The sequence below is a fragment of the Halomonas terrestris genome (assembly GCF_049166755.1).
In the GTDB taxonomy this organism is placed as follows: domain Bacteria; phylum Pseudomonadota; class Gammaproteobacteria; order Pseudomonadales; family Halomonadaceae; genus Halomonas.
The window spans coordinates 135,681-158,674 of the sequence record NZ_JBMHFZ010000001.1 but is presented as its reverse complement, the minus strand read 5'-3'; the positions used below and the strand labels follow the sequence as shown (position 1 = coordinate 158,674).

At 68.4% G+C, this 22,994-nt stretch carries 21 protein-coding genes; 15 read left to right on the top strand and 6 right to left on the bottom strand.

Features of this window, described 5'->3' with window-relative positions; all coding sequences use genetic code 11:
* The first annotated feature begins 33 nt into the window (after nucleotides 1-33).
* Nucleotides 34-648: a peptide-methionine (S)-S-oxide reductase MsrA gene (gene msrA, locus ACOMD9_RS00755; protein WP_421411547.1), complete on the top strand. Its 615-nt coding sequence runs from the start codon at nucleotides 34-36 to the stop codon at nucleotides 646-648.
* On the opposite strand, the gene ACOMD9_RS00750 is transcribed toward msrA, so the two are convergent.
* Nucleotides 629-1,669 (bottom strand): hydrolase, encoded by a 1,041-nt coding sequence (locus ACOMD9_RS00750; protein WP_421411545.1) that lies wholly within the window; start codon nucleotides 1,667-1,669, stop codon nucleotides 629-631. The two genes, msrA and ACOMD9_RS00750, sit on opposite strands and share 20 nt — an antisense overlap.
* Before the next feature lie 7 nt (nucleotides 1,670-1,676).
* Nucleotides 1,677-2,975, bottom strand: coding sequence for a Xaa-Pro dipeptidase (gene pepQ / locus ACOMD9_RS00745; RefSeq protein WP_421411544.1), 1,299 nt, complete (start codon nucleotides 2,973-2,975; stop codon nucleotides 1,677-1,679).
* A gap of 158 nt (nucleotides 2,976-3,133) precedes the next feature.
* On the opposite strand from pepQ, the gene ACOMD9_RS00740 reads away from it, so the two are divergent.
* The gene (locus ACOMD9_RS00740; protein WP_421411542.1) at nucleotides 3,134-3,610 is read left to right on the top strand and encodes a cytochrome c; all 477 of its coding nucleotides are present in this window, start codon (nucleotides 3,134-3,136) and stop codon (nucleotides 3,608-3,610) included.
* Between the two features lie 5 nt (nucleotides 3,611-3,615).
* On the opposite strand, the gene can is transcribed toward ACOMD9_RS00740, so the two are convergent.
* Nucleotides 3,616-4,266 carry a carbonate dehydratase gene (gene can / locus ACOMD9_RS00735; RefSeq protein ID WP_421411540.1) on the bottom strand — a complete coding sequence of 217 codons (651 nt, stop codon included), beginning with the start codon at nucleotides 4,264-4,266 and terminating at the stop codon, nucleotides 3,616-3,618.
* 182 nt (nucleotides 4,267-4,448) lie between these two features.
* Between can and gorA the strand changes: the two genes are divergently transcribed.
* The 10 genes from gorA (at nucleotide 4,449) to yidD (ending at nucleotide 13,746) form a co-directional block, all read left to right on the top strand.
* Nucleotides 4,449-5,813 (top strand): glutathione-disulfide reductase, encoded by a 1,365-nt coding sequence (gene gorA / locus ACOMD9_RS00730; RefSeq protein ID WP_421411538.1) that lies wholly within the window; start codon nucleotides 4,449-4,451, stop codon nucleotides 5,811-5,813.
* Nucleotides 5,814-6,048: 235 nt separating this feature from the next.
* The gene (ectA, locus tag ACOMD9_RS00725) at nucleotides 6,049-6,627 is read left to right on the top strand and encodes a diaminobutyrate acetyltransferase (protein WP_421411536.1); all 579 of its coding nucleotides are present in this window, start codon (nucleotides 6,049-6,051) and stop codon (nucleotides 6,625-6,627) included.
* 88 nt (nucleotides 6,628-6,715) lie between these two features.
* A complete protein-coding gene (ectB, locus tag ACOMD9_RS00720) occupies nucleotides 6,716-7,981 on the top strand; it encodes a diaminobutyrate--2-oxoglutarate transaminase (RefSeq protein ID WP_421411534.1) in 1,266 nt (421 codons plus the stop codon).
* Between the two features lie 97 nt (nucleotides 7,982-8,078).
* Nucleotides 8,079-8,492 carry an ectoine synthase gene (locus ACOMD9_RS00715; RefSeq protein WP_421411532.1) on the top strand — a complete coding sequence of 138 codons (414 nt, stop codon included), beginning with the start codon at nucleotides 8,079-8,081 and terminating at the stop codon, nucleotides 8,490-8,492.
* A 509-nt stretch (nucleotides 8,493-9,001) separates the two neighbouring features.
* Nucleotides 9,002-9,844, top strand: a complete 843-nt coding sequence (locus tag ACOMD9_RS00710; RefSeq protein ID WP_421411530.1) for an ATP-dependent zinc protease family protein — start codon at nucleotides 9,002-9,004, stop codon at nucleotides 9,842-9,844.
* Between the two features lie 42 nt (nucleotides 9,845-9,886).
* Complete coding sequence (locus tag ACOMD9_RS00705; RefSeq protein ID WP_421411528.1) at nucleotides 9,887-11,392, top strand: UUP1 family membrane protein; 1,506 nt, start codon at nucleotides 9,887-9,889, stop codon at nucleotides 11,390-11,392.
* A gap of 5 nt (nucleotides 11,393-11,397) precedes the next feature.
* Nucleotides 11,398-12,387, top strand: coding sequence for an alpha-L-glutamate ligase-like protein (locus ACOMD9_RS00700; RefSeq protein ID WP_421411526.1), 990 nt, complete (start codon nucleotides 11,398-11,400; stop codon nucleotides 12,385-12,387).
* A 70-nt stretch (nucleotides 12,388-12,457) separates the two neighbouring features.
* The gene (locus tag ACOMD9_RS00695) at nucleotides 12,458-12,913 is read left to right on the top strand and encodes a transcriptional repressor (protein ID WP_421411524.1); all 456 of its coding nucleotides are present in this window, start codon (nucleotides 12,458-12,460) and stop codon (nucleotides 12,911-12,913) included.
* A gap of 36 nt (nucleotides 12,914-12,949) precedes the next feature.
* Nucleotides 12,950-13,393, top strand: coding sequence for a phosphoribosyl-AMP cyclohydrolase (hisI, locus tag ACOMD9_RS00690; RefSeq protein WP_421411522.1), 444 nt, complete (start codon nucleotides 12,950-12,952; stop codon nucleotides 13,391-13,393).
* Between the two features lie 5 nt (nucleotides 13,394-13,398).
* On the top strand, nucleotides 13,399-13,746 hold the full coding sequence (yidD, locus tag ACOMD9_RS00685) for a membrane protein insertion efficiency factor YidD (RefSeq protein ID WP_421411520.1): 348 nt from the start codon (nucleotides 13,399-13,401) through the stop codon (nucleotides 13,744-13,746).
* Nucleotides 13,747-13,748: 2 nt separating this feature from the next.
* Here yidD and ACOMD9_RS00680 read toward each other — a convergent pair whose 3' ends face one another.
* Both ACOMD9_RS00680 and ACOMD9_RS00675 read right to left on the bottom strand, forming a co-directional pair.
* Entirely contained in the window at nucleotides 13,749-14,174 is a 426-nt protein-coding gene (locus ACOMD9_RS00680) for a SufE family protein (RefSeq protein WP_421411518.1), read from the bottom strand.
* A gap of 27 nt (nucleotides 14,175-14,201) precedes the next feature.
* The gene (locus ACOMD9_RS00675) at nucleotides 14,202-15,362 is read right to left on the bottom strand and encodes a tyrosine-type recombinase/integrase (RefSeq protein WP_421411930.1); all 1,161 of its coding nucleotides are present in this window, start codon (nucleotides 15,360-15,362) and stop codon (nucleotides 14,202-14,204) included.
* A 297-nt stretch (nucleotides 15,363-15,659) separates the two neighbouring features.
* On the opposite strand from ACOMD9_RS00675, the gene ACOMD9_RS00670 reads away from it, so the two are divergent.
* Nucleotides 15,660-16,694 carry a DNA-binding protein gene (locus tag ACOMD9_RS00670; RefSeq protein ID WP_421411516.1) on the top strand — a complete coding sequence of 345 codons (1,035 nt, stop codon included), beginning with the start codon at nucleotides 15,660-15,662 and terminating at the stop codon, nucleotides 16,692-16,694.
* 161 nt (nucleotides 16,695-16,855) lie between these two features.
* Here ACOMD9_RS00670 and nfuA read toward each other — a convergent pair whose 3' ends face one another.
* The gene (gene nfuA, locus ACOMD9_RS00665; RefSeq protein WP_421411514.1) at nucleotides 16,856-17,446 is read right to left on the bottom strand and encodes a Fe-S biogenesis protein NfuA; all 591 of its coding nucleotides are present in this window, start codon (nucleotides 17,444-17,446) and stop codon (nucleotides 16,856-16,858) included.
* Between the two features lie 351 nt (nucleotides 17,447-17,797).
* Between nfuA and metH the strand changes: the two genes are divergently transcribed.
* Nucleotides 17,798-21,517 carry a methionine synthase gene (gene metH / locus ACOMD9_RS00660; RefSeq protein WP_421411512.1) on the top strand — a complete coding sequence of 1,240 codons (3,720 nt, stop codon included), beginning with the start codon at nucleotides 17,798-17,800 and terminating at the stop codon, nucleotides 21,515-21,517.
* Between the two features lie 58 nt (nucleotides 21,518-21,575).
* Complete coding sequence (locus tag ACOMD9_RS00655; RefSeq protein WP_421411510.1) at nucleotides 21,576-22,904, top strand: MATE family efflux transporter; 1,329 nt, start codon at nucleotides 21,576-21,578, stop codon at nucleotides 22,902-22,904.
* The last annotated feature ends 90 nt before the right edge of the window (nucleotides 22,905-22,994 follow it).

The following is a 22,994-nucleotide window of genomic DNA, read 5'->3' as shown; positions in this document are numbered from 1 at the left end:
AACCGACCACGCCGCCGTCGAGAGGAGCCCGTGATGAACATCGACCCTGCCCATGCCCTGCCGGGACGCGATACCCCGCTGCGGATCAGCGGCACTCACGCCGTCAATGGCCGCTCGCTGGTCCCCCCCTTCGCCGAGCACCTGAGCGAGATCGTGCTCGGGCTGGGCTGCTTCTGGGGCGCCGAGCGCCTCTTCTGGCAACTCCCCGGTGTGCACGTCACGGCGGTGGGCTATGCCGGCGGCGTCACGCCGAACCCGACCTACGACGAGACCTGTACCGGCCTGACCGGGCACGCCGAGGTGGTGCGAGTGATCTTCGATCCGGCACAGGTCGACCTCGAACGGCTGCTGCAGGTGTTCTGGGAGGCCCATGACCCGACTCAGGGCAACCGCCAGGGCAACGACGTCGGCTCCCAGTACCGTTCGGCGATCTACGTGACGGGCGAGGCGCAACTGGAAGTGGCTCGTCGCAGCCGTGACGCTTACCAGCAGGCCCTGCAGAGGGCCGGGAGAGGGGCCATCACCACCGAGATCGCGCCACTCGCGGCGTTCTACTATGCCGAGGAGTACCACCAGCAGTACCTGGAGAAGAACCCCGGGGGCTACTGTGGTCTGCGCGGCACCGGGGTCAGCTGTCCGATCGGGTGACCCGGAGGCGGTCCGGCCAGGCCTCCTGGCCCGCGGGCTGGGTCCAGTCCACCAGCTGTCGCGCTACCCGCCGTGACAGCCAGGAGCGCAGGCGTCCATCGCGCCACTCCATGAAGCCCACGTGTCCGCCGTGATGGGCGATCTCCACGCGTACCGATGCCGACGGCTCGGGGAGTCTCTCGAACAGGCCCCGCGGCATGAAGGGATCATCGTCGGCGTGGAGCACCAGGGTGGGAAGCTCCAGCTCGCCGAGCAGGCGCCCGGCCGAGGCGCGCCGGTAGTAGTCGGCGGCACCCTCGAAGCCGTGCAGGGGAGCGGTGACCGCATCGTCGTAGGCGCGCAGGCTGTCGAGCCCGGCGAGCTGGCGGCTCTCCAGCGCCAGGGGCAGTTCACCGGCCGCGAGGCGCCGCGCGACCTTGGCCTTCAGCGCGCCGAGCAGGTGCCGCTCGTAGAGGCGGGCAAAGCCCTGGTGCAGGGTGTCGGCGCTGGCCGCCAGGTCCAGGGGGGCGCTGATGGCGATGGCCCCCGTCAGGTCGAGCCCGTCGCCTCCCTGCTCGGCCACCAGCTTGACCAGCATGTTGGCGCCCAGCGAGACCCCGGTGGCGACCTTGAGGGCCCGGGGATAGCGATGGGCCAGCTGGCCGATCAGCCAGTAGGCGTCTGCGGTGTCGCCGCTGTGATAGGCCCGTGGCAGCCGATTGGGGGTGTCGCCGCATCCGCGGAAATGCATGAGCACGGCCCGCCAGCCCAGCCCCGCGGCCGTGGCCAGCAGCTCCCGGGCATAGGGGGAGCGGCAGGAACCCTCGAGCCCGTGGAACAGCACGAATACGGGGGCATCGCGGGCCGCCGGCGCGGGTTGCACCCACACCAGCTCCACGCAGTCCCCGTCCGGCAACTCGAGGATTTCCACCTCGCTGCGCAGCCTGCGCCGTGGCAGCAGGCGCGGCAGCAGCGTCTGGACGTGGCGGTTGGCGAGCCCCGGCGGCGGTCGAAAGTCGGCGGCATGCAATCGGCCGGACATGGCGATGTCACTCTGTGTCGTGAAGCGTCAGGTTGACGGGCCCATGGTCGGTGATCAGCACGTTGTCCTCGATGCGGATGCCGCCATGTTCGGCCAGTCCATCGACCCTGCTCCAGTCGATGTCCCGGTGATGGCGGAACCGGTCGAGCAGCATGGGTATGATATACAGCCCCGGTTCCATGGTGACCACCATGCCGGCTTCCAGTTCCCGGGTCAGGCGCAGGGCCGGATGCTTGGCCGGCGGGGGCAGGGCGGTGCCGTCGGCGGCGACCCGCCCGCCCGGGTCGTGGACCTGCAGGCCCAGCAGGTGGCCCAGGCCGTGGGGGCAGAACGCCCGCGTGATTCCCGCCGTCACCGCGGACGCCGCCGAGCAGCGGATCAGGCCGTGCTCGGCCAGCAGTGCGCCGAGCCCCGCGTGCATCCGCTCGTGGAGCTCGACGTAGCTCACCCCGGGACGCAGGGCGGCGATCAGCCGCCGCTGCAGCGCCGTGACGCCCTCGACCAGCGGGGCGAAGGCCGGGTCGGCATCGGGCCCTGACCAGGTGCGGGTGATGTCGGCACAGTACCCCCGGTAGCGATGTCCCCCGTCGAGCAGCAGGCTCCTGCGCCTGGCCGGTGCGTCGCTGTCGTGGTGCTGGTAGTGCAGCACGCCGCCGTGTGCATTGATCCCGACGATGTTCGGATAGGGCAGGTCGCTCTCGCGGCTTCGCGCGGCCCCCAGGTAGGCCAGCTGGCAGTCCAGCTCGCCGGCGCCGTCGAGGAAGGCCGCGCGGGCGGCAAGGTGTCCGGCCAGGGCACGCCGGTTGGCCTCGCGCAGACAGGCCACCTCGTAGGGGCTCTTGCGGACGCGCAGCTCGTCGAGGCGAGTCACCAGCGACCGGGGGTTGAGCTCCGCCTCGAGGGCCGCGGCAATGGCCGGATCGATATCCCCCAGGGCGGCGAAGCGACCGGGCGGCAGGGCGGGGGGCACCACCTCGTCGCGGGCCTCGACCCGGAAGTGGTCGACCCAGGCCTCGTCGGGCAACCGGGCCGGCAGGTGCCAGAAGTCGTCAGGCGCATGGAAGTAGAGCGCCGGGGCCTGGCCGGGGCGGACCAGCAGCCAGCTGTGGGCCAGGCCGGACAGTCCCGTCCAGTGCATGAAGTGGCCATAGGCGGCGAAGCTGGCATGCTGGTCGTCGGCGAAATGGCGGGCCGGGTGGCCGCTGTAGAGCAGCACGCCATCGTAGCCCTCGGCATCGAGTACCCGGGCATACGCGGCGTCCAGTGCCGCGAGGTGGCCGCGCTGCTGGTGGTCGAGATCGGTCATGTCGGCATCCTGTCGAGAAACCCCTGGATAGTGTATCGCCTGGCGCCCGGCTTGTGGCCTCCGCAGGCGTGACGCCGGACGGCGCGGTGCAGACAGCCGGCGCCAGGGCTGGCATCATGCGGCCTCGTTTTCCCTGGTCACGTTCGGAGTCGTTTCCCATGCGCCCCATCTCGACGCTTGCCGGCCTGCTCCTGCTGCCGGCGATGGCCCTGGTGCCCGGTGTCGCCGAGCCAGGCACGCCGGAGGCGCCGGCCTTCGAGGAGGCGCGGGCCGCGGTGAGCTGGCGTCGCGAGGAGCTCAAGGAGGTCGAGCGCCTGGTGCGCCAGTTACGCTTCGACCTGGTCAACAACCGCGCCGCCGGCGATGCCGAACCCCGCCTGGAGGCCCTCGCCGAGCGCGCCCGCGGCGACCACCTGCTGCCGGCCTTCATCGCGGGCAGCCACGGCCACGGCTCCGAGGCGCGCCCGCGGATCTGGGAGGAGTGGGAGGCGTTCGCCGAGGGGTTCGATCGGCTCGAGGCACGTATCGCGGCGCTGCGGGAGGCCGCCGCCGAGGAGGATTACGCCCGGGCCGCACGGGAACTCTCCGACCTCGGCCGGGCCTGCAAGAGCTGTCACCGCCGCTACCGCTACTGACACCCTCAGTCGCCGGCGGAGGTCAGGCGATCGATGCGATAGAGGGTGGCGACCTGGTCGAGGCCGGTGACGGTGCAGGCGAGGTCCTTGACCCGGCCGTCCGCCAGGCCGTAGACCCAGCCGTGTACCGCCACCGCCTGGCCGCGCTGCCAGGCGCGCTGAAGGATCTTGGTTCGCGACAGGTTGTCGACCTGGGCCTTGACGTTGAGCTCGCACATGCGATCCACCTGCTCCTCCAGGGGCAGGGGCTCGAGGCTGTCGCGGCAGCGGCTGTAGAGTTCGCGCACCGAATGCAGCCAGTAATCCACCATCCCGCACTCGCCGCCGGCGACCGCCGCGCGAATGCCACCACAGCCGTAGTGGCCGACGACCATGATATGGCGGACCCTGAGCACGTCCACGGCGTACTGCACGACCGACAGGGCGTTCATGTCATTGTGGTGGAGCAGGTTGGCCACGTTGCGGTGGACGAAGACCTCGCCGGGGGGCAGGGCGATGATCTGGTTGGCGGGCACCCGGCTGTCGGAGCAGCCGATCCAGAGGTAATCGGGCTTCTGCTGCTGCGCGAGTCGCGTGAAATAGTCGGGATCCTCCCGGCACATCCGTTCCGCCCAGGCACGGTTGTTCTCGAGCAGCTCCTGGATGTCCTCGTGCATGATCGGCACTACCTCGCGTCTCGGGTGGGGCCGGACGAAGATCGTCCGGGTGGCCCCTTTTACCCCCGCGCCCCCGGGGGGTCAACCGCCGGCCCTCCCGGGGCACGTGCCGGGCTGGTATCATCGGCCGCATTCCGCTTCCCGGGCCGTCCGGCGGCCTCAAGCCTGATCAGGAGAATCACGTGTCCGAATTCGACTATGACCTTTTCGTCATCGGTGCAGGCTCCGGCGGTGTACGCGCCGCCCGCACCGCGGCAGCCAGCGGCGCTCGCGTCGCCGTGGCCGAGGACCGCTACCTGGGCGGTACCTGTGTCAACGTGGGCTGCGTGCCGAAGAAGCTCTACTCCTACGCCGCCCACTTCCATGACGCCTTCGAGGACGCCGGCGGCTTCGGCTGGCGGCTGCCGGCAGCCCCCGAGTTCGACTGGGCGACCCTGCGCGACAACAAGATCGGCGAGATCAAGCGCCTCAACGGCATCTACGCCCGGCTGCTCGACGATGCCGGGGTGCGACTGATCCACGGCCGCGCCCGCGTGCTCGACGCCCACCACGTGGAAGTGGCGGGGGAGAGCGTCAGTGCCGCCAGGATACTGGTCGCCGTGGGCGGCTGGCCCTGGGTCCCCGAGTTCCCGGGCAGCGAGTTGACGCTGAACTCCAACCAGATCTTCGATCTCGACACCTTCCCACGCCGCTTCCTGGTGCTCGGGGGCGGCTACATCGCCGTCGAGTTCGCCAGCATCTTCAACGGCCTGGGCAGCGAGACCCACCTGGTCTATCGCGGCGAGCTCTTCCTGCGCGGGTTCGACCGGGAGGTGCGCGAGTTCACCCGTGACCAGATGGCCGCCAAGGGGGTCGACCTGCACTTCGGTACCAACATCGAGTCGATCGAGAAGGGCGACGGCGGGCTGCGGGTGACCCTGACCAACGGCGACCGGCTCGAGGTCGATGCGGTGCTGGCCGCCACGGGCCGCAAGCCCCACCTCGAGGGCCTGGGCCTCGAGGGTCTCGGCATCGAATTGACCGATGCCGGACATATCCGCGTCAACGACCGTTTCGAGAGCTCCGTGCCCTCCATCCTGGCGCTGGGCGACGTCACCGGCGGTCCGGAACTGACCCCGGTGGCGCTGGCCGAGGCGATGCACATGGTGCAGCACCACTTCGGCGAGACCCCGCCGAAGGCGCCACTGGACTATCGCAATATCGCCACGGCGGTGTTCTGCCACCCCAATATCGGTACCGTGGGCCTCTCCGAGGAGCAGGCCCGGGAGCAGTGTGGCGAGATCCGTGTCTACAGCGCCGACTTCCGGCCCATGAAGCACACCCTGTCGGGCAGCAGCGAGCGCTGCCTGATGAAGCTGATCGTCGATGACGCCAGCGATGTCGTCGTCGGCGCCCATATGGTGGGCGAGGAGGCCGGCGAGGTGATCCAGGGGATCGGCATCGCCGTGCGGGCAGGCCTCACCAAGGCCGACTTCGATGCCACCGTGGGGATCCACCCCACCGGGGCAGAGGAGTTCGTCACCATGCGCACCCCGACCCGGCGTTGACACCGCCGCGACGACGGGCCGCCCCCGGGGCGGCTCGTCGTGTTGGATGATGCCCATGGCCTTCCATGGGAAACGGGCTATTCTCATGATGACGGGAGGGTGTCCGGGTCGCCCCGGGGGCGGGACCTAGTATAATTTCCTATTATGGATAGTGGGCAACAGGATAATCCTTGCTTTGAAATGTGATAAGCCGCTGTTATAATGCTTGCCAAATTCGCTACAGCGAAGCACCGACATGAACGCAACCACCGAGCCCTTCACACCCTCAGCCGACCTGGCGCGCCCCAGCGTGGCGGATGCCGTGGTCGGCCACGAGGCGATGCCGCTGTTCATCCGCAAGCCCAATCCCGATGACGGCTGGGGTATCTACGAACTGGTCAAGTCGTGTCCGCCGCTGGACGTCAATTCCGCCTACGCCTACCTGCTGCTGGCCACCCAGTTCCGCGACACCTGCGCGGTGGCCACCAACGAGGAGGGCGAGATCGTCGGCTTCGTTTCCGGCTACGTGAAGAGCAATGCGCCGGACACCTACTTCCTGTGGCAGGTCGCGGTGGGCGAGAAGGCCCGCGGCACCGGGCTGGCCCGGCGCCTGGTGGAAGCCGTCATGACCCGCCCCGAACTGGCCGAGGTGCATCACCTCGAGACCACCATCACCCCCGACAACCAGGCCTCCTGGGGGCTGTTCCGTCGCCTCGCCGACCGCTGGCAGGCCCCGCTCAACAGCCGTGAATACTTCTCCACCGACCAGCTCGGCGGGGAGCACGACCCGGAGAACCTGGTTCGCATCGGTCCCTTCCAGACCGATCGCCTCTGAACGACCCCGCATCACCCTGCCTGGCGAGTGGCCGTCGAGCGGCCCCGCCATGCCCATCCGATTCGTCTTCTCACAAGGAGGTCGCCACATGCAGACCCAGACCCTCGAACGTATGGAATCCGATGTCCGTACCTATTCGCGCTCCTTCCCGGTGGTCTTCACCCGGGCCAGCAACGCCCGTCTCACCGACGAGGACGGCCGCGAGTACATCGACTTCCTCGCCGGTGCGGGTACCCTCAACTACGGGCACAACAACCCCAAGATCAAGCAGGCGCTGGTCGAGTACCTGGCCGAGGACAACATCATCCACGGCCTCGATTTCTGGACCGCCGCCAAGCGTGACTACCTGCAGACCCTCGAGGAGCTGATCCTCAAGCCGCGCGGCCTGGACTACAAGGTCCAGTTCCCCGGGCCGACCGGCACCAACGCGGTCGAGGCCGCCATACGTCTGGCCCGCAACGCCAAGAAGCGCCACAACATCGTGACCTTCACCAACGGCTTCCACGGCGTGACCATGGGCGCCCTGGCCACCACCGGCAACCGCAAGTTCCGCGAGGCCACCGGTGGCGTGCCCACCGTGGGCGCCAGCTTCCTGCCCTATGACGGCTATCTCGGTGACGGCACCGACACCCTGGACTACTTCGAGAAGCTGCTGACCGACAAGTCCGGCGGCCTGGACGTGCCGGCCGGCGTGATCGTCGAGACCGTGCAGGGCGAGGGCGGCATCAACGCCTGTGGCCTCGGCTGGCTCAAGCGCCTCGAGAGCATCTGCCGCGAGCACGACATCCTGCTGATCGTCGACGACATCCAGGCCGGCTGCGGCCGCACCGGCAAGTTCTTCAGCTTCGAGCATGCCGGCGTGGTCCCCGACATCGTCACCAACTCCAAGTCCCTCTCCGGCCTGGGCCTTCCGTTCTCCCAGGTACTGATGCGCCCGGAGCTCGACATCTGGAAGCCGGGCCAGTACAACGGCACCTTCCGGGGCTTCGCCCTGGCCTTCACCACCGCCGCCGCGGCCCTGCGCCACTACTGGGGCAACGACGAGTTCGCGCGTGACGTCCAGCGCAAGGGCGATATCGTCGCCGAGCGCTTCCAGAAGATTGCGGCCTGGATCAGCGAGCAGGGCATCGAGGCCTCCGAGCGTGGACGCGGCCTGATGCGCGGCATCGACGTGGGGACCGGCGAGATCGCCGACCGGATCACCCACAAGGCCTTCGAGAACGGCCTGGTCATCGAGACCAGCGGCCAGGATGGCGAGGTGGTCAAGTGCCTCTGCCCGCTGACCATCACCGACGAGGACCTTCAGGAGGGCCTGGATATCCTCGAGAACAGCGCCAGGCAGGCCCTGAGCTGATAGCCTGAGGAGGCCGCCCCATCATGGGGCGGCCGGGTCATCGGCCGGCACGGCCCGTCACCGACATCACCGTCTTCAACTCTATCGGAGCGCATCCATGATCGTTCGCAATCTCGAGGAAGCACGCCAGACCGACCGCCTGGTCAAGGCCGAGAACGGCAACTGGGACAGTACCCGCCTGTCGCTGGCCGATGATGGCGGCAACTGTTCCTTCCATATCACCCGGATCTACGAGGGGACCGAGACCCATATCCACTACAAGCACCACTTCGAGGCGGTCTACTGCATCGAGGGGGAGGGCGAGGTCGAGACCCTGGCCGACGGCAAGATCTGGCCCATCAAGCCGGGTGACATCTATATCCTCGACCAGCACGACGAGCACCTGCTGCGTGCCCGCAAGACCATGCACCTGGCATGCGTGTTCACGCCCGGCCTGACCGGCAACGAGGTGCATCGCGATGATGGCTCCTACGCGCCGGCCGAGGATGCCGACGATACCAAGCCGCTCTGAGCCGGGCCCCGCGGCCGACCGGCACGGCGCCGTGCCGAGAGGATGCTGCGACGTGCCAGACGACAGGGCGTGATGGTTCTCCAGCCATGCAGGGCGAACGCCCCGGGCCGCCGTTCAAGGCTCCGGGGCGTTCTCGTGCTTGGTCCAGGCGTCGCTGATCGACTCAGTCACCGTCATGGCCGCCGCGTTCGACGTCAGGCCCTCGTCATCCGTGCCGAATCCATCAGGGGTACCGGGTGGCGTTTCTACCGCCGGCATTCGCCTCGATGTCAGGGGCAAGCATGACAGCGAACGGGAGTGCGAACCCTGAACCAGGTCAAGGGGCCGCCGTGGCAGGACCAGGCAGCCGGCATGCACTGGTTCGTATAATGTATATTATGTTAAATTGACATGAACCAACGTCCCTCGGCGGGGTCAACTCAACCTCGAGACCCGGGTATGCGGCGTTGGACAAGGTAGCCGGCGACTCCTTATCATCACGCCACCACCTACAGGATTCCCCTCACCCCATGCGACACCGCCTGCTGCAATCCGGAGCCCTTTCCCTCGTCCTGCTGTTGGCCGGCTGCGCCATCCAGGGACAAGGCCCCGACCCCCAACCGGTGCTGACCCCCGACGAATTCGCCATGCGCATCGATCGCCTGGAAGCCGGGATGGCATCGCGCTGCGACGCCCAGCAGCAACTGCTCGACCAGCAGCTCCACCGCCAGGCGCTGCTGGACACCGAGGTCCGCGAGGTCGGCAGCCTGCTGCGCCACCTGCGCGCCGATATCGAGCGCCTGGAGCGTGCCGGTGGCGAGCCGGTGGTGATCACCCGCGAGTGTGTCGCCGACGAACTCGGCCTGGCCAACAAGGCTGTCGTCGGCCGCAGCGAATGGGTCGGCCTGCCCGATGTGGGTACCTACCTCAAGGCCCGAGTCGACTCCGGTGCCAACACCTCCTCGCTCTCGGCCACCGATATCACGCGCTTCGAGCGTGACGGCGAGGACTGGGTCAGGTTCAAGCTCGGCCTGGGCGAGGACGACGTGGCGGTCGAGGGAGTGGCCGACGAGTGGATCGAGGCGCCCGTGGAGCGCCGGGTGCGCATCCTGCAGGCCGCCGGCGAGCACTCCCGGCCGGTGGTCAGCCTGCTGATGACCCTGGGGCCGATCCGCGAGCCGGTGGAGTTCACCCTCAATGACCGCACGCACCTCAATTATCCGGTGCTCCTGGGAAGGCGCTTCCTGATGGATATCGCGGTGATCGACGTGGCGGAGAGCTACCTGCATGAACGGCCGGAGTTTCCCGGCGGGCGCCCGGCAGAGGAAGCCGAGCTCGACGAGGCCGGGGACCGGGATGACGACGAAGCCTGAGGCGCCGGCAGGCACCTCGCCTTCCCCTTCCAAGGATGACCCATGTCACGACTGCCCTTCTATCTGATCGTCGGCCTCCTGCTCGTGGTCGGCATCGCCATGAGCGTGCATCGCCACGTGCAGCTCGAGGTTCCCTGGACCCCCGGCGAGCAGCGCCAGGTCTGGGAGGTCGAGGCGCTGGTCAACTTCGACGCCACGGGCGACGCGGTCATGGTCGACATGGCCCTGCCTTCCAGCCAGCAGGGGTTCCGCCTGCTCACCGAGAACACCGCCTCTCCCGGCTATGGCCTGGCCTTCCTCGAGGATCAGCGCGGGCGCCGCGCCCAGTGGTCGATCCGCGAGGCCAGCGGCAGCCAGCAGCTCTACTACACGGCCCAGCTGCTGGTGGCGCCGGATTCCCGCGCGCCACGCACCGAACCGCCGAAGCTGCGTGGCGACATCGTCTGGGAACGCCCGTACGACACCGCCGCCGCCCAGGTGATCGATCGCGCCTGGCGCCGCAGCGCCGATGCCTTCACCTTCGCCCGGGAACTGATCCGCGACTTCGGCGACGAGCGCCAGGGCGAGAATACCCGCCTGCTGCTGACCCAGTTCGAGCGCAGCCCCCTGCTGGTGCGGCTGCTCAACCAGGCCGGCGTGCCGGCCCGCGAGGTCAGCGGCCTGATGCTGGAGGACGGCCGGCGACGCCAGAGCCTGACCTCCTGGGTCCAGGTGTTCGACGAGGAGCGCTGGGCGCTGTTCAATCCGGCCACCGGGGAGCAGGGTCGCCCGGACAACCTGCTTCTGTGGGAATCCGCCGGCCAGGCGGTGCTGGAGGTCCAGGGGGCCACCAACTCCCGGGTCACCTTCTCGATGCTCACCCACAACCAGCCAGCCGCCGCCGCGGTGCGCAACCAGCTCGCCGACGACACCCTGCTCAACTTCTCGATCCACAGCCTGCCCCTCGAGGAGCAGGCACTGTTCCAGACCATCCTGCTGATTCCCATCGGCGCCCTGGTGGTGGTGATCCTGAGGGTGCTGGTCGGCATCAAGACCTCCGGCACCTTCATGCCGGTGCTGATCGCCCTGGCCTTCATCCAGACCACGCTGGTCACCGGGCTGGTCGGCTTCCTGTTGATCGTCGCCGTGGGGCTGGTGATCCGCAGCTACCTCTCCTACCTGAACCTGTTGCTGGTGGCGAGGGTCACGGCGGTGATCATCACGGTGATCGCCATCATCTCGCTGTTCTCGGTGCTCTCCTACCGCTTCGGCCTCAATGCCGGCCTCACCATCACCTTCTTCCCGATGATCATCCTCTCCTGGACCATCGAGCGCATGTCGATCCTGTGGGAGGAGGAAGGGCCCAAGGAGGTACTGATCCAGGGGGGCGGCAGCCTGATCACGGCGGTACTCGCCTACCTGGCCATGAACAACCCCTGGATACGCCACATCACCTTCAATTTCCTGGGGGTACAGCTGATACTGATGGCACTGATCCTGCTGCTCGGCAACTACACCGGCTACCGGTTGCTGGAGCTGCGTCGTTTCAAGCCCGTCACCGAGGACTGAGCCGCATGTGGACGACTCCGGACAAGCTACGCGCGAAGGGCATCATCGGGATGAATCGGCGCAACATCCGCTACATCGGCCGCTACAACGACCGGCGGCTCTACCCGCTGGTGGACGACAAGCTCAAGACCAAGCTGCTGGCCCAGGAGCATGGCATCACCACACCGGCTCTGATCGGTACCGTGACCACCCAGTTCGGCGTCAAGCAGCTGCACGGCATGCTCGACGGCCACCACGGCTTCGTCATCAAGCCGGCCAAGGGCAGCGGCGGCAAGGGGATACTGGTCATCGAGCAGAGCGCCGGCGGCCTCTACATCAAGCCCAGCGGGGCCCAGCTCAGGCTGGAGGATATCGAGCGCCACGTTTCCAACATCCTCTCCGGGCTCTACTCCCTGGGGGGCTCCCCCGACGTGGCGGTGATCGAGGCCTTGATCAACTTCGACGAGGGCCTCTCGGAGTATACCTACGAGGGCGTGCCGGACATCCGGGTGATCGTCTTCCGGGGCTATCCGGTGATGGCCATGATGCGGCTCTCGACTGCCGCCTCGGACGGCAAGGCCAACCTTCACCAGGGGGCCGTGGGCGTGGGGCTGGACATCGCCAGCGGTACCGCCATCCGTGGCGTGCAGTTCGATCGTACCCGCCACGATCATCCGGACACCGGCCACGAACTGGCCAGCCTGCGGATTCCCGACTGGCGGAACCTGCTGCTGCTGGCGGCCGGCTGTTACGAGATGACCGGGCTCGGCTACCTCGGCACCGACATGGTGCTCGACCGGGATCGCGGCCCCATGCTGCTGGAGCTCAATGCCCGGCCCGGGCTGGCGATCCAGATGGCCAACGGCGAGGGGCTGAGGTCCCGTCTCGACCTGGTCGAGCGTCACACCGAGGCGACCTCACCGGAACAGCGGGTGGCCTTCGCCCAGCAGCACTTCGCCCGGCGCAGCGAGCTGCGCGAGACCCAGCCGGAGCCCGATGCCATGGTGGTGGACTGAGGCGCTGACTGGCTCCCCTGCCGCCCGGCGCGTAGAATAGCGCATTCCACACAGCCACAGCATGGCCGCCATGACCGACTCCCGTGCCCTGATGCATCAGGCCGAAAGGCAATGCCAGCGCCGCGGCGTTCGCTTCACGCCGATTCGCCGACGTGTGCTCGAGATGATCGCCGACTCCCCCGGCGGCCTGAAGGCCTACGACCTCCTCGATCGACTGGCCGCGGAGCATGCCGCCGCCCGGCCGCCGACCATCTATCGCGCCCTGGAGTTCCTCATCGAGCAGGGTTTCGTGCATCGCATCGAGTCGCTCAACGCCTACGTGGCCTGCCCCTGCCCCGAGCATGCCCATGGCTTCCAGCTGCTGATCTGCCGTCACTGCGGGCGCGTCGAGGAGCTGCACCTGGATGACGTCAATGCCCAGCTGGCCGGTCGCGCCCGGGACCTGGGCTTTCGAGTCGAGCGCCAGACCATCGAGTTGCTGGGGCGCTGCGAGGCCTGCCTCCAGGCCGTCGCCGGCCAACAGTGAGTGCCCCGCCCTTCCCTTCGTGAATCAGGAGCCCGCATGAGTGACACCTTCAAGCGCCTCGAGCAGGCCGACGTCGACAGCCGGCACCCGCTGGACGAGATTCTCGCCGCGGTGCGCTTCAATGCCGACGGGCTGATACCCGCTATCGCCCAGCAGCACGACAGCGGCGAGGTGTTGATGATGGCCTGGATGAATCGCGAGTCGCTGGAGGAGACCCTGGCGACGGGCCGGGTCTGCTACTGGTCGCGCTCCCGGGGCAAGCTGTGGCGCAAGGGGGAGTCCTCCGGCCAGCAGCAGCATCTGCGGCGAGCGGCGCTGGACTGCGATGGCGATACCCTGCTGCTGCAGGTCGACCAGACCGGTCCCGCCTGCCACACCGGCCGGCGCAGCTGCTTCTACGTGGCGCTGGAGGGTGACCATGCCCGCATCAGCAGTGCGCCCCTGATCGACCCCGACAGCCTCTACGGCAGCAAGGGCTGAACGGGATGCCCTGCCTCGCCGCCTGGCTGGCCCGGCTGCTGCGCGCCCTGCGCCGCGGCCTGGGATGGCTGATGATCGGCCTGGTCAGGATCTACCAGTGGGTGCTCAGCCCCCTGCTGGGGCCCCGCTGCCGCTACTGGCCGAGCTGTTCCAGTTACACCCTGGAAGCGATCCAGGTCCATGGCCCGTTCAGGGGGGCACTGCTGGCGGCGCGGCGCATCGCCCGCTGCCACCCGGGCTGCGAGGGCGGCATCGATCCGGTGCCGGGCGGGCCCAGCGAGGCGCTGTGCCGCGAGGACGACGAACTGGACGAGCACTTCCGCTGCCGGGAGCCTGGCCACCGGCAGGAGTGAACTCAGGCCGCCTCCTTCTCCGCCACCTCGTAGATGCGTGCCAGCATGCTGTTCAGGCCGTTGCTGCGGGTCGGCGAGAGGTGCTTGTCGAGCCCCAGGTCCTTGAGGAAGTGCGGGCTGGTGGCGCGGATCTCGGCGGCCGGGCGATCGTTGTAGATGCGCATCAGCACGGCGATCAGGCCCGAGACGATGGCGGCATCCGAGACGGCGTCGAAGTGGACCACCCCGCCGTCGATGCGGTAATGCATCCAGACGTTCGACTGGCAGCCCTGGATCTTCCGCTCGGGGGTCTTCCACTCCTCGGGGAAGTCGGGCAGCGCCTTGCCCATGTCGATGATGTACTGGTAGCGGTCCATCCAGTTGTCGAACATCTCGAATTCGTCCAGCAGTTCCTGCTGGGCCTGCTCGGCGGTGATCTCGGAACTCATGATGCCTCCTTGAAGGGGTTGTCCCCATTATAACGTCTCGCGGACGCCATCACGATCGATGTCGGCGCCGAGAGGTGCCAGGCCGTGGGCCGACTGCTGGCGATGCCACTCCTCGTCCTCGGCATGCAGGTAGCGGGCCGTGGTGTCGAGCCGTGCATGGCGGGCGGTGCCGGCCAGGTAGCGAAGTTCCACCCCGGCCTGGGCCTGGTGGGTCAGGGCCGTATGTCGCAGCCAGTGCGGCGTGGCGCGGCGAAGCCGGTCGGCCTCGGCCCGGCCCCGCCCGCCCTGCTCTCTCTCCAGTGCCTCGGCGGCCTCGCCGAAGGTCTCGCGGATCAGTCGATAGAGGCGGTTCTCGCCCAGGCCGCGCCGGCCATCCAGGGCGCGCAGCAGCGGGCCATCGTCATCCGGCGTGGGCCGTGACTCCAGCCCCAGGGTCCGTCGCCACGCCTCGAGCAGGGCCAGCATGTCCGGTGGCACGGGGATTCGCGCCGCCTTGTCGCCCTTGCCCACCACCTGCCACCACCAGCGCCCTTCCCTGCGCACGAAGTCGCCCATGCGCGCCGCGGACATCTCGCTGATCCGCGGGGCGAGCAGGTAGGCGAAGCCGAAGATGAAGCGCCGACGCGACTGCTCGTAGCGGGCTCGCCGGGAAGCCCCCTCCCCCGGCGGCCGATCGAGCCAGCCCCAGAACCAGGTCCACAGCGGCCGCTCCAGGTAGCGCTCGATGGCGTGGCGGCGATTGTCCAGTCGGCGCCGCTTGTCGCGCATCAGGCGAAAGGGGTTGTGGGCCACCCAGCCCGCCTCCACCAGCCAGGCGAACAGCCCCTGGAGTATGACCAGGCTCTGGCGACGGCTGGCGGGCGACAGCGGCCCGCGGAAGGGCCGCCAGTCGGGGCTGTGCCGCGGACGCGGCGGCCCCACCCAGTCGCCTGCCGGCCGCGGGTCGGCGAGGAAGGCCTCGAAGGCATCGAGATGCTCCCGGCGGACCTGGTCGAGCCGCAGCCCCTGCTGGTCGAGCCACAACAGCAACCGCTCCGCCTCGCGGCGATAGGCGCGCAGCGTCTGCGGGCTGGCCCGGTACTCCGTGAGCCATTGCCCCACCGCCTCGATATCGCTCTCGGCGCCGATATGGACGCCCGTAGGGACACCCTCGGGAACCCCGGAAAGCACTTCCCCGCCCGGTGCCAGCAATGGCCCCCCTGCCCCGAACCGCTCTCCTTCTTGTTTCACCACTCACGGCTCCCTGCTGGCGGATTGGCGCTTGGCGCTTGGCGCTTGGCGCTTGGCCGCCCAGTATCCCCGGGGAAGAGAAGGAAAATCAAGATAAGCCGCGTAATCTTGCTTTTTGTCGACTAAAGATAAATACAATTACGTTTTATGTAATACGTAATAACGCTTTGATGAAGCCTCGGCACGCGGTATCCTGCGGGTGGCACCGGCGCCGATGGCGGCCCGGACGCCCGCCGGGGCAACGAGGAGAATGGCATGGCGCGCAGTGGGGTACGGTACGAGGATGTCCAGCGGGCGATCGATGACCTGCTGGCCCGGGGCGAGTCGCCCAGTGTCCAGAAGGTGCGCGAGGTGCTGGGGACCGGCAGTTTCACGACCATCAGCGAGCACCTCCGCCATTGGCGGGTTCGCCGGGAGGAGAACCGGGACGTCCCGCCGCCGCGAGGCATGCCGGAGGCGTTGCAGGAGTTCGCCGAGGCGTTGTGGGACAAGGCCCAGGCGGCCGCCGGAGAGGCACTGGCCCATTATCGCGAGGAGGCCGATCGGCAGGTGGAGGCCGCCCGCGGCGAGGTCGACGAGGCCAGGCGCCACGCAGAGGATGCCCAGCAGCGGGAGTCGGCCCTGGCCGCTCACCTGGCCAGCACCGAGGCGAGACTGGAGGAGCGCAGCGCCGCCCTGGCTCGCAGCGAGACCGAGCGCGAGGCCCTGGCGGAACAGCAGGTGCGGGACGCTGCCCGGGCCGAACAGCTCGAGGAGCAGCTGTCTCGCCTGCAGGCGGAGAACGAGCGCCAGGCGAGCGATCACCAGCAGGCCCTGGCGGAGCGGGAGGCGCAGCAGCGCGAGCGCCTGGCCCAGGAGGAGCAGCGCCACGAGAGCGCCGAAGCCCGGCTGATGGCCCTGCTCGACGAGGCGCGGCAGGAGCGCCAGGCCGCGGAGAAGCACCACGCCACCCGCGAGCGACAGCTGGAGTCTCGCCTGGAACGCCTGCAGCAGCAGTTGCAGGAGGCGCGTGGCGCGCTCGCCGAGGAGGAGAAGCGCCATCGCGAAACCGACTGGTCGCGCGCCCGTGCCGAGGAGCAGGCCGGCAACCGGCGTCACGAGCAGGCCCTGCTCCAGGCTCGCATCGACGAGCAGAAGCGGCTGCTGGAGGAACAGGCCCGGCGGCTACGCGAGCTCGAGGCCCAGCTCAATCGCTGCCTCTGGCAGACCCCGGTGACGGCCCGTGCCGCCCAGGCCGAGCCCGACAACGACGAAGGCCCCGCCGCAGCGGAGCCTTCAGAGGACCGATAAGAACGCGAAAAAACAAAGAACAAGGAAGCGCTGAGTTACGTCGCGAGCGAAGAGAGGCTGGTCGCCGCCGGAGCGCAGCTGCCGGAGTGTAGTTCACTACATGAGGACAGCGAGCACCGCCGGCGACCAGGATATCGAGCGCAGCAGTAACTCAGGGTTTACTAACGGTAGTAGGCGTTTGTCGTGTCCGTATGGTCGGTCACGTCACGGATGCCGGCCAGCTCGGGGATCCGCTCCATGAGCGTCTTCTCGACCCCCTCCTTGAGGGTCAGGTCGACCGCGGCACACCCCTGGCAACCGCCGCCGAAGGCCAGCACGGCCACCTGCTCCTCGGTGAGCTCGACCAGCTTGATCTCGCCGCCGTGGGCGGCGAGCCCGGGGTTGATCTCGCTGTAGAGGATGTAGTTGACGCGATCCTCCAGGGGGCTGTCGGCGTTGACCTTGGGCATCTTGGCGTTGGGCGCCTTGATGGTCAGCTGGCCGCCCATGCGATCGGCGTTGAAGTCGACCACCGCCTCCTCGAGGAAGGGAATGCTGTGCTTGTCGAGATAGACGGCGATCTTCTCGAGCTCGAGGCGCTCGTCGCTGGGCTCCTCCTCACCGGGGCGGCAGTAGGCCAGGCAGGTCTCCGCGTAGGGGGTGCCCGGCTGGGTGATGAAGATGCGCACGGCGATCCCCTCGACGTTCTGCTTCTCGAGCAGCTCGGCAAGGTAGTCCTGGGCGCTGTCGGTGATCTGGATGCTGTCGCTCATTGATGCTCTCGCTGGTCTGGCCGCGGCACGGCGGGGAAAGCCGCTCTCCCGGTCGAGGCGCCGCGTGCCGGGGATGTCATGCCTCCCATGGTAAGCGAGCAGGCGCGCCGAGACAATCCCGACTGAATTGCTGGGTTATATAGTCGCCGCCGACGCTCCCCCCTGCCCCAGGCGGCCGGGGTTTGCTACCATGTCGGGCTGATTCGACCGCTGCGCCGCCCGCCGCGACGGTGGACAGCACGTCACTGGCCTGCATGTGATCACCCCGGTGAGACGAACAAGACGCCCCAGGCGCCCCCGCGGCCAGTCCGAGACCCCTGATGCTTCCCACGCTGGAGACAGACCCGACCCATGGCCGCCGTTCCCACAGCCCTGACTGCCACGCTCACCGACAGCCTCTCCCGCCGCATCCTGATGCTCGACGGGGGCATGGGCACCATGCTGCAGAACGCCGGCCTCGAGGAGGCCGACTTCCGCGGCGAGCGGTTCGCCGACTGGCCGAGCGACCTCAAGGGCAACAACGACCTGCTGGGGCTGACCTGTCCCGACCTGGTGACCCGCATCCACCGCGAGTACCTGGAGGCCGGGGCCGACATCGTCGAGACCAACACCTTCAACAGCACCCGCCTCTCCCAGAGTGACTACGGCATGGAGGACCTGGTCCCCGAGCTCAACCGGGAGTCGGCGCGCCTGGCCCGCGAGGTGTGCGACGCCGTGGCCACCGAGACCGGGGTGCCGCGCTACGTGGCCGGGGTGCTGGGCCCCACCTCGCGCACCGCTTCCCTGTCGCCGGACGTCAACGACCCGGCCAGGCGCAACGTCACCTTCGACCAGTTGCGCGAGAATTATGTCGAGGCCTCCGAGGCCCTGATCGAGGGCGGCGCGGACCTCATCCTGATCGAGACCATCTTCGATACCCTCAATGCCAAGGCGGCGATCTATGCCCTGGAAGAGGTCTTCGAGGCCCGTGGCGAGCGGCTGCCGGTGATGATCTCCGGCACCATCACCGACGCCTCCGGACGCACCCTCTCCGGCCAGACCACCGAGGCGTTCTGGAACTCGGTGCGCCATGCCCGCCCGCTCTCCATCGGCCTCAACTGCGCCCTGGGAGCCGAGGAGCTGCGCCCCTATGTGGAGGAGCTGGCCGCCAAGGCCGACACCTTCGTGTCGGCCCACCCCAATGCCGGCCTGCCCAACGAGTTCGGCGAGTACGACCAGACGCCCGAGGAGATGGCCGCCATCGTCGCCGAGTTCGCGGCGAGCGGCCTGGTCAACATCATCGGCGGCTGCTGCGGCTCCACGCCGGAGCATATCGCCGCCATCCACCGGGCCATCCAGGGCATGTCGCCGCGCACGGTACCCGAGCGTCCTCGGGCCTGCCGGCTCTCGGGGCTGGAGCCGTTCAACATCGAGGCCGACGCCCTGTTCGTCAACGTCGGCGAGCGCACCAACGTCACCGGCTCGGCGCGCTTCAAGCGGCTGATCGTCGAGGAGGACTACACCACCGCCCTGGAGGTGGCCCTCGAGCAGGTGGAGAACGGCGCCCAGATCATCGACATCAACATGGACGAGGGCATGCTCGAGTCCGAGGAGGCGATGGTCCGCTTCCTCAACCTGATCGCCGGCGAGCCGGATATCGCCCGGGTGCCGATCATGATCGACTCCTCCAAGTGGACGATCATCGAGGCGGGCCTGAAGTGCGTGCAGGGCAAGGCGGTGGTCAACTCGATCTCGATGAAGGAGGGCGAGGACGCCTTCCGCGAGCAGGCCACCGTGTGCCGCCGGCATGGCGCCGCCGTGGTGGTGATGGCCTTCGACGAGGTCGGCCAGGCGGACACCTTCGCGCGCAAGACCGAGATCTGCGAGCGCGCCTACCGCATCCTCGTCGACGAGCTCGACTTCCCGCCGGAAGACATCATCTTCGATCCCAACATCTTCGCCATCGCCACCGGCATCGAGGAGCACGACAACTACGCCGTGGACTTCATCGAGGCCACCCGCTGGATTCGCGAGCACCTGCCCCATGCCCTGGTCTCCGGCGGGGTCTCCAACGTGTCGTTCTCGTTCCGCGGCAACAACCCGGTGCGCGAAGCGATCCACTCGGTCTTCCTCTATCACGCCATTCGCGCCGGCCTGACCATGGGGATCGTCAACGCCGGCCAGCTCGCCGTCTACGACGACCTGCCGGAAGAACTGCGCGAGGCGGTGGAGGACGTGGTCCTCAACCGCCGCAGCGACTCCACCGAGCGGCTGGTGGACCTGGCCGACAAGTACAAGGGGGACGGCAGCGGCGCGGCGAAGAAGGAGGACCTCGAGTGGCGCTCCTGGGAGGTCGAGAAGCGCATCGAGCACGCCCTGGTCAAGGGCATCACCGCCTATATCGAGGAGGACACCGAGCTCGCCCGCCAGCGCGCCGGCCGCCCCATCGAGGTGATCGAGGGTCCCTTGATGGACGGCATGAACGTGGTCGGCGACCTGTTCGGCGCCGGCAAGATGTTCCTGCCCCAGGTGGTCAAGTCGGCGCGGGTCATGAAGCAGGCGGTGGCCTACCTCATTCCCTACATTGAGGCCGAGAAGAGCGAGGACATCCAGGCCAAGGGCAAGATCGTCATGGCCACGGTCAAGGGCGACGTCCACGACATCGGCAAGAACATCGTCGGCGTGGTCCTGCAGTGCAACAATTACGAGGTGATCGACCTGGGCGTCATGGTGCCGGCCGAGAAGATCCTGCAGACGGCGCGCGACGTCAACGCCGACATCATCGGCCTTTCCGGGCTGATCACGCCCTCGCTCGACGAGATGGTACACGTGGCCAGGGAGATGCAGCGGCAAGGCTTCTCGCTGCCGTTGCTGATCGGCGGGGCCACCACCTCCAAGGCCCACACGGCGGTCAAGATCGAACCCGGCTACGAGCACCCGGTGATCTATGTCACCGACGCCTCCCGGGCCGTGGGGGTGGCCGGCAAGCTGCTCTCCCCGGGCCTCAAGGAGGCCTATGTGGCCGAGATCCGTGCCGAGTACGAGACGGTGCGCGAGCGCAACGCCAAGCGCCGCCCCAAGGCCGCCGATCTCAGCTACGCCGAGGCGTGCCAGCGCAAGCCGGCGATCGACTGGACGGCCTATACCCCGCCGCGGCCCGCCGTGACCGGCCTGGTGACCTTCGACGACTACGACCTCGACGAGCTGGTCGAGCGCATCGACTGGACGCCCTTCTTCATGAGCTGGCAGCTCGCCGGCAAGTACCCGAAGATCCTCGACGACGCCGTGGTCGGCGAGGCCGCGCGCAGCCTGTTCGCGGACGCCCAGGCGATGCTGCGCAAGCTGATCGACGAGAAGCGCATCCAGGCCCGCGGCGTGATCGGCCTGTGGCCGGCCAACAGCGTCGACGACGACGTCATCGAGGTCTACGCCGACGAGTCGCGCACCCGGGTGATCGAGCGGCTCTACCATATACGCCAGCAGACCACCAAGAACCGCGACGGCGTCTGTTACAGCCTGGCGGACTTCATCGCGCCCCGCTATGACGCCAACGGAGAGCCGAGCGGCAAGCCGGACTGGATCGGCGGCTTCGCGGTCACCGCCGGCCACGGCGTCGAGGCACTGAGCAAGGCCTACGAGGCCGCCGGCGACGACTACAACGCCATCCTGGTGCAGGCCCTGGCCGACCGCCTGGCCGAGGCCTTCGCCGAGCGCCTGCATGAGCGGGTGCGCAAGGAGTTCTGGGGCTACGTGCCCGAGGAGTCCCTCGACAACGATGCGCTGATCGGCGAGAAGTACCAGGGCATCCGCCCGGCGCCGGGGTATCCGGCCTGCCCGGACCATACCGAGAAGGCCACGCTGTTCCGCCTGCTCGAGGCCGAGGCCAACAGCGGCCTGGAACTCACCGAGAACTTCGCCATGTGGCCCGCCGCCGCGGTGGCCGGCTGGTACTTCTCGCACCCCCAGTCGAAGTACTTCTCGACGGGCAAGATCACCCGCGACCAGGTCGAGGTGCTGGCCAGCCGGAAGGGAATGACGCTCGAGGAACTCGAGCGCTGGCTCTCCCCGGTACTCTCCTACGACCCGGCCTGATCCCGGCGCCGGCCCCGCGAAAGCGCGGGGTCGCGGCCATCACCGACCCGGAAGACGGATGCTGCCCGAGCCTTCTCGCCGCCAGACGATCCTGCGCCTCGCCCTGCCGATCATCGCCGGCATGCTCTCCCAGAGCCTGCTCAACCTGATCGATGCGGCCCTGGTGGGATCCTTGGGCGAGGTCCCCCTGGCCGGGGTCGGTATCGGCGGCTACGCCATGTTCCTGATCACCGCGATGGTCTTCGGGCTCTCTTCCGGTGTCCAGGCCCAGACCGCGCGACGCCACGGCGAGGAGGACTGGGGGCAGCGGGCGATGGCGCTCAATGCCGGCCTGCTGATCGCCCTGGTGGTCGCCGGCCCGCTCGCCCTGCTCTGCCTGTGGCAGGCGCCGCGCCTGCTGGCGCTGATCAACCAGGATCCGGCGGTCAATGCCGTGGCGGTGGAGTACTTCCGCTGGCGAGTGGTGTCGCTCGTTCCGGTGGCGATGATCTTCTGCTTCCGCGGCTACTGGAACGGCATCCAGCAGACAGGCATCTACCTGCGCATCATCCTCTTCATGCACCTGATCAACGTGGTGGCGAGCATCGGCCTGATCTTCGGCCACGCCGGCCTGCCGGCCATGGGGGCCGCCGGGGCCGGCGCGGGAACCAGCCTGTCGCTGTTCGTCGGGCTGGTGATCTGGGTCCTGCTCAGCACCCGGCATGCCACCACCAGCGGCTTTCTCGCCGGCCTGCCTCGGCGACTGACGGTCGTCACCACCCTGCGACTGGCCACGCCCCACTCCTTCCAGCAGCTGTGGTTCGCCGCCGGTTATGCCGTGCTGTTCTGGATGCTCGGTCGCATCGACACGCCCAGCGTGGCGGTGGGCCATGTGCTGGTGAACCTCTCGCTGCTGCTCATCCTGCCGGGGGTGGGCCTGGGCATGGCGGCGATGAGCCTCGTGGGCCAGGCCCTCGGCCGCCAGGCTCACCGAGACGCCCATCGCTGGGGCTGGGAGGTGGTGCACCTGGCCTGGCCCTGCCTCGCGGCGCTGGCGCTGCCGATGGCGGCCTTCCCCGAGGCGGTGCTGGGCCTCTTCCTGCACGACCCGGCGCTGATCGAGCTGGGTCGCGTCCCGCTGCAGCTCACCGCGGCGATGATCGTGCTGGATGCCGCCGCCCTGGTGCTGGCCCAGGCGCTGCTCGGCGCCGGGGCCAATCGCATGGTGATGACGGCCACCCTGACCATGCAGTGGCTGGTGTTCCTGCCGCTGGCTTGGTGGGTCGGGGTGGTGCTGGAGCATGGCCTGATCGGCATCTGGTGGGTGCAGCTCGGCTACCGCTGCCTCAATTCGGCCTGGTTCGCGCTGATCTGGCAGCGGCGACGCTGGCAGCAACTGCAGGTCTAGCCATCCCCCGGTTTCCGGGCCGACACCCGCCCGGCGGGCTTGCCCCCGGGCGGAGGTTATTACTATTCGTATAAAAACTATGCACATTTA

Coding starts and splice junctions, on each gene's coding strand:
- yidD (WP_421411520.1), top strand. CDS start 13,399: ATGCCCTGCCTCGCCGCCTGGCTGGCCCGGCTGCTGCGCGCCCTGCGC.
- ectA (WP_421411536.1), top strand. CDS start 6,049: ATGAACGCAACCACCGAGCCCTTCACACCCTCAGCCGACCTGGCGCGC.
- ACOMD9_RS00705 (WP_421411528.1), top strand. CDS start 9,887: ATGTCACGACTGCCCTTCTATCTGATCGTCGGCCTCCTGCTCGTGGTC.
- msrA (WP_421411547.1), top strand. CDS start 34: ATGAACATCGACCCTGCCCATGCCCTGCCGGGACGCGATACCCCGCTG.
- ACOMD9_RS00670 (WP_421411516.1), top strand. CDS start 15,660: ATGGCGCGCAGTGGGGTACGGTACGAGGATGTCCAGCGGGCGATCGAT.
- ACOMD9_RS00710 (WP_421411530.1), top strand. CDS start 9,002: ATGCGACACCGCCTGCTGCAATCCGGAGCCCTTTCCCTCGTCCTGCTG.
- ectB (WP_421411534.1), top strand. CDS start 6,716: ATGCAGACCCAGACCCTCGAACGTATGGAATCCGATGTCCGTACCTAT.
- nfuA (WP_421411514.1), bottom strand. CDS start 17,446: ATGAGCGACAGCATCCAGATCACCGACAGCGCCCAGGACTACCTTGCC.
- ACOMD9_RS00700 (WP_421411526.1), top strand. CDS start 11,398: ATGTGGACGACTCCGGACAAGCTACGCGCGAAGGGCATCATCGGGATG.
- ACOMD9_RS00750 (WP_421411545.1), bottom strand. CDS start 1,669: ATGTCCGGCCGATTGCATGCCGCCGACTTTCGACCGCCGCCGGGGCTC.
- ACOMD9_RS00655 (WP_421411510.1), top strand. CDS start 21,576: ATGCTGCCCGAGCCTTCTCGCCGCCAGACGATCCTGCGCCTCGCCCTG.
- ACOMD9_RS00680 (WP_421411518.1), bottom strand. CDS start 14,174: ATGAGTTCCGAGATCACCGCCGAGCAGGCCCAGCAGGAACTGCTGGAC.
- can (WP_421411540.1), bottom strand. CDS start 4,266: ATGCACGAGGACATCCAGGAGCTGCTCGAGAACAACCGTGCCTGGGCG.
- ACOMD9_RS00715 (WP_421411532.1), top strand. CDS start 8,079: ATGATCGTTCGCAATCTCGAGGAAGCACGCCAGACCGACCGCCTGGTC.
- pepQ (WP_421411544.1), bottom strand. CDS start 2,975: ATGACCGATCTCGACCACCAGCAGCGCGGCCACCTCGCGGCACTGGAC.
- hisI (WP_421411522.1), top strand. CDS start 12,950: ATGAGTGACACCTTCAAGCGCCTCGAGCAGGCCGACGTCGACAGCCGG.
- ACOMD9_RS00695 (WP_421411524.1), top strand. CDS start 12,458: ATGACCGACTCCCGTGCCCTGATGCATCAGGCCGAAAGGCAATGCCAG.
- metH (WP_421411512.1), top strand. CDS start 17,798: ATGGCCGCCGTTCCCACAGCCCTGACTGCCACGCTCACCGACAGCCTC.
- ACOMD9_RS00740 (WP_421411542.1), top strand. CDS start 3,134: ATGCGCCCCATCTCGACGCTTGCCGGCCTGCTCCTGCTGCCGGCGATG.